Consider the following 13656-nt stretch of genomic DNA (forward strand, 5'->3'; position numbering starts at 1 on the left):
CGCTTAGCGGCAAAGCAATGCGGTATCGTGGCGCGACAAGCGCGCGGCACCGTCAGCTGTCACAAGGACCGAATGCCCTAGTGTCATCGCCGCACCCGTCGCGCTGTCCATCAGGATCATATGCAGAAAGAACACCTGGTTTTCGCGCATCAAGGTCGGGTTGCCTTCGGTGAACATCGGGAAATCCACCCAGATCGGATTATAAATCGCACCCATGCCATAGCCGCACGCCTGTAGCCGTGCATCTGCGAACCCGTGACGGTCAAACACCGCTGCGTGCGCAGCATAGACATCGCCCATCGGTTGCCCCGGCTTAATGGCGTCTTCGCACGCGGCGAGCGCTTCGGCGCAGGCGTCATGCATCCGCTTGTGTGTGTCCGAGGGCTCACCAATCACGACGGTGCGCATCATCGCGGCGTGATAGCGGGCATAGGCACCGGACCATTCCAGCGTCAGCTGGTCGGACGGATCAAGATGGCGTCGGCCCGAATAATAGCGGCACAGCAGCGCGTGTTCCCCGGACCCGATGATGAATTCATTGCCCGCGTAATCACCGCCGCCTTTGAAAACCGCCCCCTGCATCGCGGCAAGGATATCGCCTTCGAACGCACCAGCCCGGGTCAGGGACAGACCCGCGTCCAGCGCATCATCTGACAGGGCGGCAGCCTTGCGGTGCATGGCGACCTCTGCGGCTGATTTGTCCTGTCGCAGCCCACGGATCAGATGCGGTGCCGGTATCAGGTCGGGCAGGGCAGCGCGCAACGTCTGTCCGTTCGCATCCGTCAGTCCAACGGTCGCATTTTCAAACCCGATACGCCCCGAAACACCAAGATCAGCCAGAAGGCGCGCCAGATCCTGTGCGGGATCGCTGTCAAAGCGTTCGGTCCAGATGTGGATATGATCGTGGGGTAGGGTGGAGGTCTGCTGGGCTTGCCGCAGATCAGGCATCCGTGTCAGCAGGTGCAGGTCGCCATCGCGGGTCAGCACAAGACATTGGAACATCGCAAAGCCGAACGTGTCATAGCCGCAAATCCAGTTATGGCTTTCGGGCGCGAACATCAGCAACGCATCAAGTCCTGCGTCTTTCATGGCCGCATGTGCGCGGGACTGACGGGTGGCATGCTCGGCCGGATCAAAATGCAGGGTCATGAGGTGCCGCCTTTCTTGCGTGCGCTGGCAGTCCACAGCCAATAACCAAGTCCCACGACTGCGGCAAATGCGGTGACAAAGCCGCTGGCATTCCCCAGAAGGCTTGCCACCGCCGTGATGTTATCTGCGAAAACGTAGCCCAGACCGACATAGAGGCTGACCCAGACGGTTTCGCCAGCAATGCCCCAAAGGGCGAAACGCGGCCAGTGAAACCGCGTCAGGCCGCTGACATAATTGATGTAGGGGCCCAAGGGCGCCACCAGCCAACAGGAAAAGAAGATCGAGGACCCGCCCCATTTCTGCATGAACCCCTGACCGCGGTTGCGCAGGGCCGCTCGCTTGGGATTGCGCTGGAACCAGTCGGACATCCTGTCGCCCGAGACGCGGGCGATCCAGTACCCTGTGTTGTCACCTAAAACCGCGCCGGCAAATGCAGCAACAAGGACTGCTGTAAGTGACAAGTCACCCGTGGCTGCAAAGCCGCCGGAGGCCAGCATCAGCAACGACGACGGGACAGGGAGGGCAAGGCACGACAGAAAGGTGACGCAAAACACGATCGGCACGCCATAATCAGCGACGAGGGCAAGGGCGATTTCACTCATTTTTTGGTTGATTTTGGGCGCGCCAGGCGGCTGCGGCTTCGTCAATACGTGTCTGCAATGCGTCCAATGTCAGATTGTTTTCCGCAGCAATCACATCCAGCGAAACCCGGCGCGGGCCGTCCCCCTTGACCAGAAACAGCGCGTCCCCCAAGACTTCGGGCGGAAGCTGGTAGGATCTTGCCACGTAGCGGGGCGTCATCCATCCGGCGATTGGCTGATCCTGATGCGCCGGGTCCATCCAGTAGAGTGTCGCACTTAGCGTGCGGACGCCGAAAAAACCAAGCGCAGCAAGCGCGACGCAAAAGCCAAGCAACAGCAGGCGGTGGTGCGCCCACAGGCGCTTGATCCGGTCGATCATGTCAGCACCTTCATGCCCTTTTCGATGCCCGCAAGGGTCATGGGCACCATGCGGTCTGCGCCGAACACCTCTTGGATCATGCCGATGGACTGCGTGTAGTCCCAGTATTTTTCGGGCACCGGATTGATCCAGAGGTGGCTTGGCCACTGATCGCGGGCGCGCGCCAGCCAGACGTGACCGGCTTCCTTGTTCCAATGCTCGTTCGCACCGCCGGGCACCGCGACCTCGTAAGGGGACATGCTGGCATCGCCGACGAAGATGCATTTGTAATCTGACCCGTAGGTGCGCAACACGTCCCAGGTCGGTGTTTGTGCGTTCCAGCGGCGGCGATTGTCCTTCCACACACCTTCATAAAGACAGTTGTGGAAATAGAAGTGTTCAAGGTGCTTGAATTCAGACTTTGCAGCACTGAACAGTTCTTCGACCATCTGGATGTGCGGATCCATCGATCCGCCGACGTCCAGAAACAGCAGCACCTTGACCGCGTTGCGCCGTTCGGGGCGTGTTTTGACGTCGATATAGCCGTGTTCGGCGGTCGCGCGGATCGTGCCGTCCAGATCAAGCTCGTCCTCGGCCCCATCACGTGCCCAGCGGCGCAGGCGTTTCAGGGCGACCTTGATGTTGCGGGTGCCCAACTGCACAGAGTCGTCCAGATTGCGAAACTCGCGCTTGTCCCAGACCTTGACGGCGCGCTGGTGGCGGCTTTCGTTCTGACCGATCCGCACACCTTCGGGATTATAGCCGTAGGCCCCGAAAGGAGAGGTGCCCGCCGTGCCGATCCACTTGTTGCCGCCTTGATGGCGGCCTTGTTGTTCTTTCAATCGCTCGCGCAGTTTTTCCATGAGCTTGTCGAACCCGCCCGCGGCTTCGATCTCGGCCTTTTCATCTTCGCTCAGGTGCTTTTCGGCCAGCTTCTTGAGCCATTCGGCAGGAATGTCGACAGCGTTCAGAACCGCCTCTGCCGGGATTTCGTCAAGGCCGGAAAAGGTCGCGGCAAACGCTTGGTCAAACCGATCAAGGTGACGTTCATCCTTGACCATGATTGCGCGGGCCAGAAAGTAGAACGCCTCGATGTCGTAGGTCGCGAGGCCCGCATTCATGCCTTCAAGAAACGCCAGAAACTCGCGCAAGCTGACCGGCACTTTGGCGCGGCGCAGATTGTCGAAAAACGGCAGGAACATCGCGGTCAGGTAAAGCTGCGTTCAAAGAAGACGAGCACAAACAGACCGACCATGCCAAAGAGGATCGCAAAAACCGCGCCCCACTGCAAAAGGTCCAGCGTCTTGCCGCCTTTCAGCTTGGCCGTGATCGCGCCCAGGATTGCGCCGATCAGCATTCCGCCCAAAGGAAATATCATCTGTGTCGCCCTTTAGAATGGACGCAGTGCCGAAATCTCCGCCAGCCGCGCCTGCACATTTGCATCAGCGCCAAAGCCGTATCGTGCCCATCCCAGACTGTCCAGACGCACCTCTTGGCTTGCGACAGTATTACCGATCATATCAAGCGCTTCGGCCTTGAACATCATCAGCGTCGATAGCAAAGCGGCGTTCTGGTGTTGCATGGCGACGGGAATGGCCGCTTCGGTAAGGCCGAGAACGGCCTGTGCATCGCCGGACCGCAGGGCAAAGGCGGATTTCTGAACGGCGATGTGGGCTGCGTGAATTTGCGTGGTCGGGCTTTGGCGGTAAATCGCCTCTGCTGCGTTGAACGCCGATAGCGCGCTTTCGGAATCGTTGCCGACCTGCAGGCGACCATAGGCATAATAGGCAAACCCTTCACGGGTGCCGGACCAGCCAAGCCGCTGGCCAAGCTGGATCGCCTCTTGCGCAGCGGTGCGGCGGCGGGCGGGAGTTGAACCGCTTGTCAGCGCCAGTTCCATCGCGTCGATCCATTCGCGGGTCGTGTCGTTTTCCAGCTTGGCAGGAATCCGATCGCCTTGGGGATTTAGCCGCGCCATGACGCCCGGCAAGATCGCCGCCACTTGCGCACGGGTCATGCCATTGCGCAATTCCGGTGCGTAGTAGGCACGCAGGATCAACATATCAAAGCCGGTCAGCACTGTGTGGATGTTGTCATCGTTGAACACGCTGTCGGGCAGGCGATAGAGATCGTTCAGGGGCCCAAGCGCCTGCGCGAGTTCTTCGTGCAGGCAATCGCGGACTTCCTGTGGCGCGGCATCGGCGGGTACGAAAATGACCGCGCGGTCGCGTTTGGTCAGCGTGGTCCAGTCGACCTGTTGCGTGCGCCGGGCGACAAGGAACCCTTCCCAACTTGCGATGCGGGGCACGACGAAGCAGGCGGCACGCGGGACGGCGCGTTGCAATGTGGCTTGCGGGATCGCCTCGACAACGATCTGGGCGTTCGCCGAATCCGTCAGCATGATGTCGATACCGGCCTCGGACCGGAACCGGCCCAACAGGTATTGCAGATCGCGGCCAAGGCTTGCAGGGGCGGGGCCAGCGATCCGGACAGAAATCGGCCCCTCAAAGCGGGTCATGACCGGAATCGCCTTGCCGCTTTCCATCCGAAAGCTCAGATCAAGGAAGTCCTGCACGATTTCCGCGTTTGCCCGGCGCACTGGCGCAGCGTAAGAGCCTGAAAAACTTTTTGCGGGCGGCAGGTCAGTCACAAGTGTTGTGGCACGACTTGGCGGTGCATCCTGAGGTACAGGCGCACAGGCGGCCATGAAGGACAGGGCAAAGGCAGCAAGTCGGTTCATGATGCGCGCTGGTATTTGATGAAATCGGTGCAGTCGGCGACGCGGTCATAAAGCTTGCGGGCGGTACTGTTTCCAGCCTGCGTCAGCCAGTAGACCGTGGGGGCCCCAGCCGCATCTGCGGCAGAATAGACCGACTCGATCAAGGCGCGACCGACCCCTTGGCCGCGCACGGACGGGGCGGCATAAAGATCCTGCAGATAGCAGACGTTTTCGATTTTCCAGTTATGGCGATGGAACAGGTAGTGGGTCAGACCAACGGGGGTTCCGTCGACGGTCGCGATCAGGCCGTTGAAATCCTGCGGGTCGTCGCCAAGCAGCCGTGCGAATGTTGTGTCGTAAACAGCATCATTCACGGATGATGCGTAAAACGTCAGGTAATCGGTCCACAGTTCCTGCCACGCTGCACGGTCAGCCGCACGCAATGAACGTATTTCGACCGGCATGTTTGCCTTGGTCAAATCCACTCTCCTCAATGTCGTCAATCTGTCTGCCTTCAGATTGCGGCTTCTCTTGTTTGAGATCAGGCAAGCGCCTGCATCCCGTCTGGAAGCAGGTCGATTAACTCTATCCAGAGGTGGTTAATCATCTTCTAATTGTCGTGGGTTGATTTATTGACGCCCGACGTTGCGCAAAAGACTCAAGTGTCTGGTAGATGGTGCAAAACGCACGGCAACATGTTGATTCAGTGCCGGCGTGATCGCTGTCTGAACCTGCGGACTTTGGCGATGCACATGTCGACTGGAATGATCACCAGTGCGAGGCAGATATAGATCGCGCAACTGATCAGAACGATTGGAATACCAACCACGACAAGCAGAACAGATCCGACCAGAAATGCCTCGGGCGATGGCTTGGTCCCCGCACCGGCAAGCCATGCAAAGACACCAGCGAACACCAGAAGTGGCGTAATAAGAATAGCGGCGGCGAACCGTTTTATCGCACTCCACATGAGATGTCCTTTGGTACTGCGCAGAACGACGCTATCCCAGAAATTTGGCCAAACATTGGCCAGCCCGGTTTAACGGGCACCACGTGCCAAAAAGGCCAGACGCTCGAACAGGTGCACATCCTGTTCGTTCTTTAGCAGCGCACCGTGCAGTTTTGGCAGCGCATTTGCGCCGTCACGTTTCAAATCCTCAGGCGACAGGTCTTCCGCCAATAGCAGCTTGAGCCAGTCGAGCACTTCAGAGGTTGATGGCTTTTTCTTCAGGCCCTGTGTTTCGCGAATCTCGTAAAACTGGGTCAGGGCCGTCGTCAGCAAGGCATCCTTGATCCCCGGATGATGGACCGCGACGATCTTGCGCAAGGTGTCCATGTCGGGGAACCGGATGTAGTGAAAGAAACAACGACGCAGGAACGCGTCAGGCAATTCCTTTTCGTTGTTGGATGTAATGATGACGATCGGGCGGTGTTTTGCCGAAATCGTTTCGTCGGTTTCGTAGACATGGAACGCCATCTTGTCGAGTTCCTGCAGCAGGTCGTTGGGAAACTCGATATCGGCCTTGTCGACTTCGTCGATCAGCAAAACAACCTTTTTGTCAGCGGTAAAGGCCTGCCAAAGCTTGCCCTTCTTGATGTAGTTGCGGACATCGTTCACCCGCGCGTCACCCAGCTGGCTGTCGCGCAACCGGCTGACGGCATCGTATTCATAAAGGCCCTGTTGCGCTTTTGTTGTCGATTTGATGTGCCATTCGATCATCTCCAGACCAAGTGCCGTGCTGACCTGACGGGCAAGTTCAGTTTTGCCTGTGCCGGGCTCACCTTTGACCAGCAGCGGACGTTCCAGCGCCACGGCGGCGTTTACGGCCATCTTCAAATCGTCTGTGGCGACGTAATCTTCGGTGCCTTGGAACTGCATATGGGCCTCTTGCATTAACTATCGCGCGCAACCTAGGTGGCTTTTCACACATCATCAACACACTGTATCCACACGTAAATGGGGGGTGACATCCAAACTTTTGCAGAGTAAACGAGCGCTAATTGTTAGGGGTACGCAAGATGTCCGCATCTACCGCCAAATTGGCATCAGGCAAATCAGGGGAAAAAAGCATGAAAGCAGAGGTCTTTCTGGACGATGATTATCGGCCGGCAGAAGATGAACCATTCATGAACGAACGTCAGGTGGAATACTTCCGCCGCAAGCTGTTGGACTGGAAAGCTGACATTCTTGAAAACAGCAATGACACGGTTGCCGGTATGAAAGACCAGACCCGCAACATTCCCGATGTTGCGGATCGCGCGTCCGAGGAAACCGACCGCGCCCTTGAACTGCGCACACGCGATCGCGAACGCAAGCTGGTGTCCAAGATCGACGCCGCGCTGCGCCGGATCGACGAAGGCGAATACGGATACTGCTCCATCACCGGAGAGCCGATTTCACTCAAGCGTCTTGATGCGCGTCCCATCGCGACCATGAGCCTTGAGGCACAAGAGCGTCACGAGCGCGGCGAGAAGGTTCACCGCAAAGACTGATGCGTAATGTCGCCATCATTGGTGGCGGCATCGGCGGCCTGACGGCAGCTTTGGCGTTCGCCGCCAATGGTGCATCCGTAACCGTCTACGAACAAGCCCCGGTGCTCAGCGAAATCGGTGCCGGGCTGCAAATCACACCAAATGGCATGCGGGTCCTACAGGCGCTGAACCTTGGCGCGGCGATGGAGTCCGTCGGCGTGGCGGCAGAGGCTGTCGTGCCAACCGACGGATTGACGGGCAGGGCCATCACACGCTTTGACCTCGCCCGCAGGCGTCCGCGCTATCGCTTTGTTCACCGTGCCGATCTGATCCGCGTGCTGGAAGAGGCCTGCAAGCGCGTCGGCGTCACAGTGCAGCTTGGCACCCGTATCGCCGATGTCGGGGCCGACGGGCGGTTCACTGTCGACGGTGTACGCAAAGATCCCGATCTAACCATCGGTGCTGACGGACTGCATTCCATTGCGCGCCCCGTGCTGAACGGCATGGGCAAACCGTTCTTTACGCGGCAAGTCGCGTGGCGCGCAGTCGTGGAACATGTCGCCAAGCCAGAAGCGCGGATCTGGATGTTGCCCGGTGCCCACGTCGTGACGTATCCGCTCAGGGGGTCGCGGTTGAATATCGTCGCTGTACAGGAACGTGACGCCTGGGCCCAGGAAGGCTGGCATCATGATGATGCGCCCGCAAATCTTGCATCAGCTTTCGCAAATAGCTGTCGGGAATTGCGGGATATTCTGGGTCAGGTGGACGCTGTAAAGCTTTGGGGACTCTTTCGCCATCCTGTGGCCGAGATTTGGGCGGATGAAGGTCTGGCCCTGATTGGCGACGCGGCGCATCCGACGCTGCCGTTTCTGGCGCAGGGCGCGAATCTGGCGATCGAAGATGCTTATGTGTTGGCGCAGTGCTGCGCATCGGGAGAGCTGGAACACGGACTTGCGAGCTATCAGAAGCGGCGCAAGGAACGGGTCAGGCGGGCAATCAATACTGCGAATGCAAATGCTGTGAACTACCATCTGCGCGGTCCTCGCAGGGCCGTATCGCATCTGGTTCTGAAGGGGATCGGCAAGGCTGCGCCCGATGCTTTTCTGAACCGCCTGTCATGGCTTTATGATCACGACGTTACGGCCAGTTCTGGTTCGCCTCGCGTGTAGCGCGCTCCAGCACTTCGCGTGTTTCGTAATCGACCCGGTAGACGTCATCTTGAATGCGGAAATAGACCCAACCGTCCTTTGGGCGGGGGAGCCCATACCACTGCGAATTCAACACGATGGAGTATTCGCCGCGTTCAAGGATCGTGCCGATCTCGATGGGTGCCGGCCCTAGACCCGCGGCGGGGGGTTTGGGCGATCGCGGCGGCGTTTGGCAAGAACCAAGCGTTGTCTGGATTCGACAGGTAGCATCTGCGGTTGTGGCAAAAAGTGCGAATAACATAATGTATTTCAACATGTTATATCACGTCCCTCAAGCTGCAAGTTCAACCCAGACCGGGACGTGATCCGAGGGTTTGTCGCGGCCGCGCAAGTCGCTTTCGATCCAGCAGTTGCCAAGCAGATCTGCACATTGCGGGGTCAGGAGGAAATGGTCGATCCTGATCCCGTCATTGCGGTTCCATGCACCGGCTTGATAATCCCAGAAGGAATAATGTTCCGGCCCCAGCGTGGTCGCGCGAAACGCTTCGGTGAAGCCGAGGTTCAGCACACGGCGAAACGCCTCGCGACTTTCCATGCGGAACAACGCATCGTCGCGCCACGCATCGGGTCGCTTGGCATCCTCGGCCTGCGGAATGATGTTGTAGTCACCTGCCATCAGCGCTGGAACCTCTTGATTCAAAAGGTCTTTTGCGCGAGCGTGGAGGCGATCCATCCAGGCGAGCTTGTAGTCGTACTTGGGGCCGGGAGCGGGGTTGCCGTTGGGCAGATACAGCCCGCAGACGCGGATCGGGGTGTCACCCATGACGGTTGCTTCGATCCAGCGGGCCTGTTCATCCTCGTCATCGCCGGGCAGGCCGCGGGTTACGTCCTCCAACGGGATTTTCGACAGGATCGCAACACCGTTGAACGATTTTTGTCCATGGGTTTCAACGATATAGCCCATGTCTTCAAAGTGTTCGCGCGGGAAATTTTCGTCAATCGACTTGATTTCCTGGAGCAGTGCCACGTCCGGCGCGCTTTCGGTCAGCCAGTCGGTAAGGGCCTCCATGCGGGCCTTGATCCCGTTGATATTGAACGTCGCAATCTTCACGTCAGCCCCCGTTTTTCTTCGTGTGATAGTCGTACACCGGACGTGCACCGGGCGTACACCGAAAAAACCGGCGCAAATGAAGCATGCGTCAGCGTCGTGTCCATCCTGTAAGTCTGCTGTCCATGCAGAACCGATCTCGGGCACTGTCTTTGCCATTTCTGGCGTGCGGGCAGGCCATTCTTTCGGGACTGGCGATAATCGTCTGGGTGGCAGGTGAACTCGCCACCGACAAAAATCAATGTGGACGGGCAGGAGCGGGCTTACCCTGTCTGTATTTACAACTGCTGGAGTGAGCCAAATGGACGGCATGAATTCCCGCACATTGCCGAACACACGTGCATTGCAGCACGCTGCCGATTGACGCTGATCGGCGTGGTCTTTTTTTGGTTGCGTTAGGCTTGCGCGAATTCCACCACGACGTTGCCAGCCTTGTGACCGCTGCCAACATGGGCGTGGGCCTGCGTGATCTGGTCGAACGGATAGACCCGGTCGATCACGGGTTTCAAGGCGCCTTTCTGCGCCAAATCCGCAAGAAAGTGCATATCGTTCACAGTTTCCGCCGCGACCCCGGCGTAGAATTTTTGGTCCCTCAGCCGTGACCAAAGAGGTGCGGTGATCGTGTCGCGCAGGCTGCCAGCAGCCGCAACGCCGCGCCCCGCAGGGCGCAACAGTTGCCTGATCTTTCCAAGTGGCAGCGCGCCGGCCGTGTCGAACACGACGTCAAAGGTTTCGCCTGATCTGGTGATGTCGGTTTGCGTGTAATCCACCACGCGGTCTGCGCCGATCGACGCCACGCGTTCCAGGTGCGCCGCGCTGCAAACCCCGGTGACATGTGCGCCGAAGTATTTGGCAATTTGCACCCCCATAGTGCCAAGCGCACCTGATGCCCCGATGATCAGCACAGTCTCACCTGGTTTGACGTCGCCGTTTGTGCGCAGGAAATGCAATGCAGACGTTCCGGCGAATGAAAGGGCCGCTGCTTCGGGGAAGGTCAGGATTTGCGGCTTTGGGATGATTTTTCCCGAAGCGGGTATTGTGATGTATTCAGCGTGACAGCCCATCGCGAAGCCCGGATAGGCGATCACGGCATCGCCGCTTTTGAAGGCGGTCACATCCTTGCCGATGGCCGCGATGCGTCCGGCCATTTCGGTGCCAAGGATTTTGCGGCGCGGCCCGAAAATACCAAAGGCAAGGCGCGGTATGGGGCCATATCCGGCTGGTCCGATCATGGTGCGCGCGCGCCAGTCACTGCTGGTGACGGTGGCGGCAATCGTCTTGATCAGGACTTCATCGTCGGCGGGAACCGGGCGGGGCACGTCCTTGATTTCCACGACCTCTGGCGGTCCATAGCGTTCGTAGACGGCTGCTTTCATGGTGCCTTGCATTTCAACCGCTCGCGGCCGTCGATAGCGCGTTCAACACGATCACTCCGGCAAGGATCAGGCCGATACCAAGAAGGGCGAAACCGTCGAGTTCCTGACCGAAAACCACAGCACCGATCAACGTGACGCCAGCGATACCGCCGCCTGCCCAGACCGAATAGGCGATGCCCAGCGGCATGGTGCGCACCACCAGTGACATCACGTAGAACGCAAGCCCGAAGCAGATCAGTGTCAGCCCGGCGAACCCCAGCCTTGTGAAACCGTCCGACAGCTTCATGGCGGTGGTCGCGAGGAGTTCGATCGCGATCCCGATCGCCAGCAAGAACCAGTGCATTGATAACCCCTTTCATTCATTTGGCGGACCTGTCGCGGTTGTTGATCAGGCCTGATTGACCGTGATGTAGATATCGGTTCTCAGCGCGTCCTCTGATTTCACATCGTCCGGTTCATTGAGATAGATTTCCCAAGTCGGCGCCCCGACGGTCATTCCGTTTTCAGAGATGTATTTCATTGCTGCGTCATAACTGACGCGCAGCATGGCATAGGGGCCTTTGTGGATGTAATTCAGCATCTGGCCTGCGGGCAGGACATCCGCCTTTACGTCGCCTTCGGCCTTCGCGGTCTCTGCCGCAGAGACCAGAAACCCGGCCCGGAATGTCATGATCTGTGGGTCATAGCCGTAATAGACGGACAGCGGTTTTGTGGCGCTTGTGATGCCTTTGCTTGCGATCAAATCGCCAACAGCCTGAAACGCGACCCCCATGTTCTTACTGATATCGGCGGGATCCATCGAACAGCTCCGTTCGTTGTAGAGATAGGATTGTTCTTTGCATTCAACCATCTGGTAGCGGGTCATCTGAATTTCCTTTCCAAATTATCCACGGATCTTTCGAAAGACCTTGGGATCGACGCTGGCCGCACACAGGATCCCGCCCCAAAGCGCGCCTTGGATGCCTTGGCTGACTACGTCCTGCCCCGAAAGATAAAGCCCGTCGATTGGGGTCTTTGTCCTGAGTGCATCGCTCAGCACGCGTTCGGGTGTGCCGTCCAATCCATAAAAGCGACCCTGATAGTGGCCGGTGATTCCTTCTGTTGCCAAAGGCGTTGAAAGTTCGCGCAATACGACCAGTTCGGCCAATTCAGGGAAGTTCGCCTGGAAGAGGGCGAACATTTTGTCTTCAACCTGCTGTTTGAAGGCTTTGTAGTCCGCACCCCGTTTGCCAGAGGGAAGGTCGGACCAGCGGGCGACGCAATCCCAGTCTGTCCAGACGACCATTTCGCCTGCATATTTCTGTTTGGGCCCCGGATCGTGGCTTGGGTCTTTCAATGATGCAAACGAAACGAAAAAACCGGGTGGGTCGCCGTCTGGGGCGTCACCCCAAATCGCGTCGATTTCGCCGTTCGGATAGAACCAATGGTTCGTCCTTGTTGCACCTGCCTGCGTCACGTCGCCTTCGAAGCCCAGAAATAGGCTGAAATGCGCGATGGATGGGGGCAGTGACTGAATCTCGTCGATCCAGTCCTGCGGACCAAATCCTGCCGGCAGCAGTTTGTTTATCGTCTCGCGCGCGCCTATATTGGAGATCACCACGTCCGACCGGATGTCTTCACCATCAGATGTGCGCACGCCGACGACCTTGTCGTTTTCGACCAATAGCGTTTTGACCTTCACGCCCGCGCGGGCCTCTCCGCCTGCTTGGGTGATCGTCGGGATCAGGTGATCTGCAAACGACTTGCCGCCGCCCACAGGATACCATGCGCCGCTTGTCAGATAACAGCCGTAGACCAATGCGTGCATAGCAAAGCTGGCCTTGTGGGGGCGGCCGCCATGATCGCCCCATTGCGCGGTAAAGGCGGCGGCAAGTTCAGGGTTTTGCGTGATGCTGTCGACAACGTCCTGCAGTGTGCGCTTGCACCATTTGTCGATCGCCCGCCGGTTCCACCACGCAATCATGTCGCCAACAAATTCCGGCGTCGCGCGTGTTGACGCCAACGTGTACATCAGGTCCCGTCCTTTGCGTAGCGCGGTGATCCATGCCTCGATTGCATCTGCCTCGTCAGGAAAGCGGTCTTTCAGATCACGCTCTTGCGCTTCAAACGGGCGCGACAGCGCCAGTGGCGGCGCGTTTCCGATATGCAGATTGTCATAGACCGCCCCCATGGGTTCGAATGCCATCGGCGTAAGGGTCAGCCAGTCAATCAGTGACCTTTCCCGGTCACCCGGTGCAACACAGCCAAGGTAGTGAATGCCAACGTCCCAAGAGAAGCCGTCGCGCGAAAAGCTGTGTGTGAGACCGCCCAAGGTGGTGTATTGTTCCAGAAGCAATACTTTGTGGCCCGTTTTCGAGAGTGCGGCAGCGGCTGTCATGCCGCCCATGCCAGAGCCGACAACAATCGCATCCCATGTCTGTGTTTTGCCGTTATGCATGTGACGACCCTCAGATTTTCGAGTGGGATTTGTTCATTTCCTTTTCGATCATCCGTTCGGAGACCTCGAACCGGCCGGGAAAGACAAACACTGCAAAGGCATGAATAATCACCGCGATCCCCCAACCCATCATGGGCCAGTGGAACCAGATCGTGCCTGGCGACGACATGAGGTTGATCACCGCAAGAAGCAGTATGACAGCGACATAAACCGATAGATGCGTATAAAAGCTCATCTTGGCCTCAACGCGTTTCTTGGCAGATTGATAGGCTTGGGATTGCTCCATTGCTTTGCTCCCTTGTGACTGT

General features: G+C 58.2%; 18 protein-coding genes. 2 read left to right on the plus strand and 16 right to left on the minus strand.

Translation table 11 applies throughout. The annotated features are described in order from the left end of the window. Window positions 1–3: 3 nt before the first annotated feature. The 9 genes from BMY44_RS04175 to BMY44_RS04215 all read right to left on the minus strand — a co-directional run bounded on the left by BMY44_RS04175 (window position 4) and on the right by BMY44_RS04215 (window position 6686). Window positions 4–1149, minus strand: a complete 1146-nt coding sequence (locus BMY44_RS04175; protein ID WP_089990650.1) for a M24 family metallopeptidase — start codon at window positions 1147–1149, stop codon at window positions 4–6. Then, entirely contained in the window at window positions 1146–1751 is a 606-nt protein-coding gene (locus tag BMY44_RS04180; RefSeq protein WP_089990653.1) for a DedA family protein, read from the minus strand. Before BMY44_RS04180 ends, BMY44_RS04175 begins: the two co-directional genes overlap by 4 nt. Beyond that, window positions 1744–2109, minus strand: a complete 366-nt coding sequence (locus tag BMY44_RS04185) for a hypothetical protein (protein WP_089990655.1) — start codon at window positions 2107–2109, stop codon at window positions 1744–1746. The genes BMY44_RS04180 and BMY44_RS04185 overlap by 8 nt, the downstream gene beginning before the upstream one ends. After that, a complete protein-coding gene (locus tag BMY44_RS04190) occupies window positions 2106–3290 on the minus strand; it encodes a vWA domain-containing protein (RefSeq protein WP_089990658.1) in 1185 nt (394 codons plus the stop codon). The genes BMY44_RS04185 and BMY44_RS04190 overlap by 4 nt, the downstream gene beginning before the upstream one ends. A 5-nt stretch (window positions 3291–3295) precedes the next feature. Then, a complete protein-coding gene (locus BMY44_RS18150) occupies window positions 3296–3466 on the minus strand; it encodes a hypothetical protein (RefSeq protein WP_089990661.1) in 171 nt (56 codons plus the stop codon). Between the two features lie 12 nt (window positions 3467–3478). Next, window positions 3479–4828: a DUF2927 domain-containing protein gene (locus tag BMY44_RS04200; RefSeq protein WP_089990663.1), complete on the minus strand. Its 1350-nt coding sequence runs from the start codon at window positions 4826–4828 to the stop codon at window positions 3479–3481. Then, window positions 4825–5271, minus strand: coding sequence for a GNAT family N-acetyltransferase (locus BMY44_RS04205; RefSeq protein ID WP_089990666.1), 447 nt, complete (start codon window positions 5269–5271; stop codon window positions 4825–4827). Before BMY44_RS04205 ends, BMY44_RS04200 begins: the two co-directional genes overlap by 4 nt. A gap of 239 nt (window positions 5272–5510) precedes the next feature. After that, window positions 5511–5777, minus strand: a complete 267-nt coding sequence (locus BMY44_RS04210) for a hypothetical protein (RefSeq protein WP_089990668.1) — start codon at window positions 5775–5777, stop codon at window positions 5511–5513. Between the two features lie 69 nt (window positions 5778–5846). Then, window positions 5847–6686, minus strand: a complete 840-nt coding sequence (locus BMY44_RS04215; protein WP_089994501.1) for an AAA family ATPase — start codon at window positions 6684–6686, stop codon at window positions 5847–5849. A 191-nt stretch (window positions 6687–6877) separates the two neighbouring features. On the opposite strand from BMY44_RS04215, the gene dksA reads away from it, so the two are divergent. Both dksA and BMY44_RS04225 read left to right on the plus strand, forming a co-directional pair. Further along, window positions 6878–7300, plus strand: coding sequence for an RNA polymerase-binding protein DksA (gene dksA, locus BMY44_RS04220; RefSeq protein WP_089994503.1), 423 nt, complete (start codon window positions 6878–6880; stop codon window positions 7298–7300). After that, entirely contained in the window at window positions 7300–8448 is a 1149-nt protein-coding gene (locus tag BMY44_RS04225) for an FAD-dependent monooxygenase (RefSeq protein ID WP_089990671.1), read from the plus strand. The genes dksA and BMY44_RS04225 overlap by 1 nt, the downstream gene beginning before the upstream one ends. Here the strand turns inward: BMY44_RS04225 and BMY44_RS04230 are convergent. The 7 genes from BMY44_RS04230 to BMY44_RS04260 form a co-directional block, all read right to left on the minus strand. Beyond that, window positions 8417–8728 carry a hypothetical protein gene (locus BMY44_RS04230; protein ID WP_089990673.1) on the minus strand — a complete coding sequence of 104 codons (312 nt, stop codon included), beginning with the start codon at window positions 8726–8728 and terminating at the stop codon, window positions 8417–8419. The two genes, BMY44_RS04225 and BMY44_RS04230, sit on opposite strands and share 32 nt — an antisense overlap. Window positions 8729–8758: 30 nt before the next feature. Next, window positions 8759–9538, minus strand: a complete 780-nt coding sequence (gene xth / locus BMY44_RS04235; RefSeq protein WP_089994506.1) for an exodeoxyribonuclease III — start codon at window positions 9536–9538, stop codon at window positions 8759–8761. 392 nt (window positions 9539–9930) lie between these two features. Next, window positions 9931–10911 carry an NAD(P)-dependent alcohol dehydrogenase gene (locus BMY44_RS04240; RefSeq protein WP_089994507.1) on the minus strand — a complete coding sequence of 327 codons (981 nt, stop codon included), beginning with the start codon at window positions 10909–10911 and terminating at the stop codon, window positions 9931–9933. A gap of 13 nt (window positions 10912–10924) precedes the next feature. Beyond that, on the minus strand, window positions 10925–11254 hold the full coding sequence (locus tag BMY44_RS04245) for a DMT family transporter (protein WP_089990675.1): 330 nt from the start codon (window positions 11252–11254) through the stop codon (window positions 10925–10927). A 45-nt stretch (window positions 11255–11299) separates the two neighbouring features. Beyond that, window positions 11300–11776 (minus strand): GyrI-like domain-containing protein, encoded by a 477-nt coding sequence (locus tag BMY44_RS04250; protein WP_089990677.1) that lies wholly within the window; start codon window positions 11774–11776, stop codon window positions 11300–11302. Between the two features lie 18 nt (window positions 11777–11794). Continuing rightward, on the minus strand, window positions 11795–13348 hold the full coding sequence (locus tag BMY44_RS04255; RefSeq protein WP_089990680.1) for a phytoene desaturase family protein: 1554 nt from the start codon (window positions 13346–13348) through the stop codon (window positions 11795–11797). 10 nt (window positions 13349–13358) lie between these two features. Then, on the minus strand, window positions 13359–13634 hold the full coding sequence (locus BMY44_RS04260; RefSeq protein WP_089990682.1) for a 2TM domain-containing protein: 276 nt from the start codon (window positions 13632–13634) through the stop codon (window positions 13359–13361). Window positions 13635–13656 lie beyond the last annotated feature (22 nt).

The organism is Cognatiyoonia koreensis (assembly GCF_900109295.1).
GTDB classification, from domain to species: domain Bacteria; phylum Pseudomonadota; class Alphaproteobacteria; order Rhodobacterales; family Rhodobacteraceae; genus Cognatiyoonia; species Cognatiyoonia koreensis.

Bases quoted from the DNA above. Each gene is read 5' to 3' on its own strand.
- BMY44_RS04205 (WP_089990666.1), bottom strand. From the start codon at position 5,271: ATGCCGGTCGAAATACGTTCATTGCGTGCGGCTGACCGTGCAGCGTGG.
- BMY44_RS04210 (WP_089990668.1), bottom strand. From the start codon at position 5,777: ATGTGGAGTGCGATAAAACGGTTCGCCGCCGCTATTCTTATTACGCCA.
- BMY44_RS04200 (WP_089990663.1), bottom strand. From the start codon at position 4,828: ATGAACCGACTTGCTGCCTTTGCCCTGTCCTTCATGGCCGCCTGTGCG.
- BMY44_RS04175 (WP_089990650.1), bottom strand. From the start codon at position 1,149: ATGACCCTGCATTTTGATCCGGCCGAGCATGCCACCCGTCAGTCCCGC.
- BMY44_RS04225 (WP_089990671.1), top strand. From the start codon at position 7,300: ATGCGTAATGTCGCCATCATTGGTGGCGGCATCGGCGGCCTGACGGCA.
- BMY44_RS04245 (WP_089990675.1), bottom strand. From the start codon at position 11,254: ATGCACTGGTTCTTGCTGGCGATCGGGATCGCGATCGAACTCCTCGCG.
- BMY44_RS04260 (WP_089990682.1), bottom strand. From the start codon at position 13,634: ATGGAGCAATCCCAAGCCTATCAATCTGCCAAGAAACGCGTTGAGGCC.
- BMY44_RS04215 (WP_089994501.1), bottom strand. From the start codon at position 6,686: ATGCAGTTCCAAGGCACCGAAGATTACGTCGCCACAGACGATTTGAAG.
- BMY44_RS04255 (WP_089990680.1), bottom strand. From the start codon at position 13,348: ATGCATAACGGCAAAACACAGACATGGGATGCGATTGTTGTCGGCTCT.
- BMY44_RS18150 (WP_089990661.1), bottom strand. From the start codon at position 3,466: ATGATATTTCCTTTGGGCGGAATGCTGATCGGCGCAATCCTGGGCGCG.
- BMY44_RS04230 (WP_089990673.1), bottom strand. From the start codon at position 8,728: ATGTTATTCGCACTTTTTGCCACAACCGCAGATGCTACCTGTCGAATC.
- BMY44_RS04185 (WP_089990655.1), bottom strand. From the start codon at position 2,109: ATGATCGACCGGATCAAGCGCCTGTGGGCGCACCACCGCCTGCTGTTG.
- BMY44_RS04180 (WP_089990653.1), bottom strand. From the start codon at position 1,751: ATGAGTGAAATCGCCCTTGCCCTCGTCGCTGATTATGGCGTGCCGATC.
- BMY44_RS04240 (WP_089994507.1), bottom strand. From the start codon at position 10,911: ATGAAAGCAGCCGTCTACGAACGCTATGGACCGCCAGAGGTCGTGGAA.
- BMY44_RS04190 (WP_089990658.1), bottom strand. From the start codon at position 3,290: ATGTTCCTGCCGTTTTTCGACAATCTGCGCCGCGCCAAAGTGCCGGTC.
- dksA (WP_089994503.1), top strand. From the start codon at position 6,878: ATGAAAGCAGAGGTCTTTCTGGACGATGATTATCGGCCGGCAGAAGAT.
- BMY44_RS04250 (WP_089990677.1), bottom strand. From the start codon at position 11,776: ATGACCCGCTACCAGATGGTTGAATGCAAAGAACAATCCTATCTCTAC.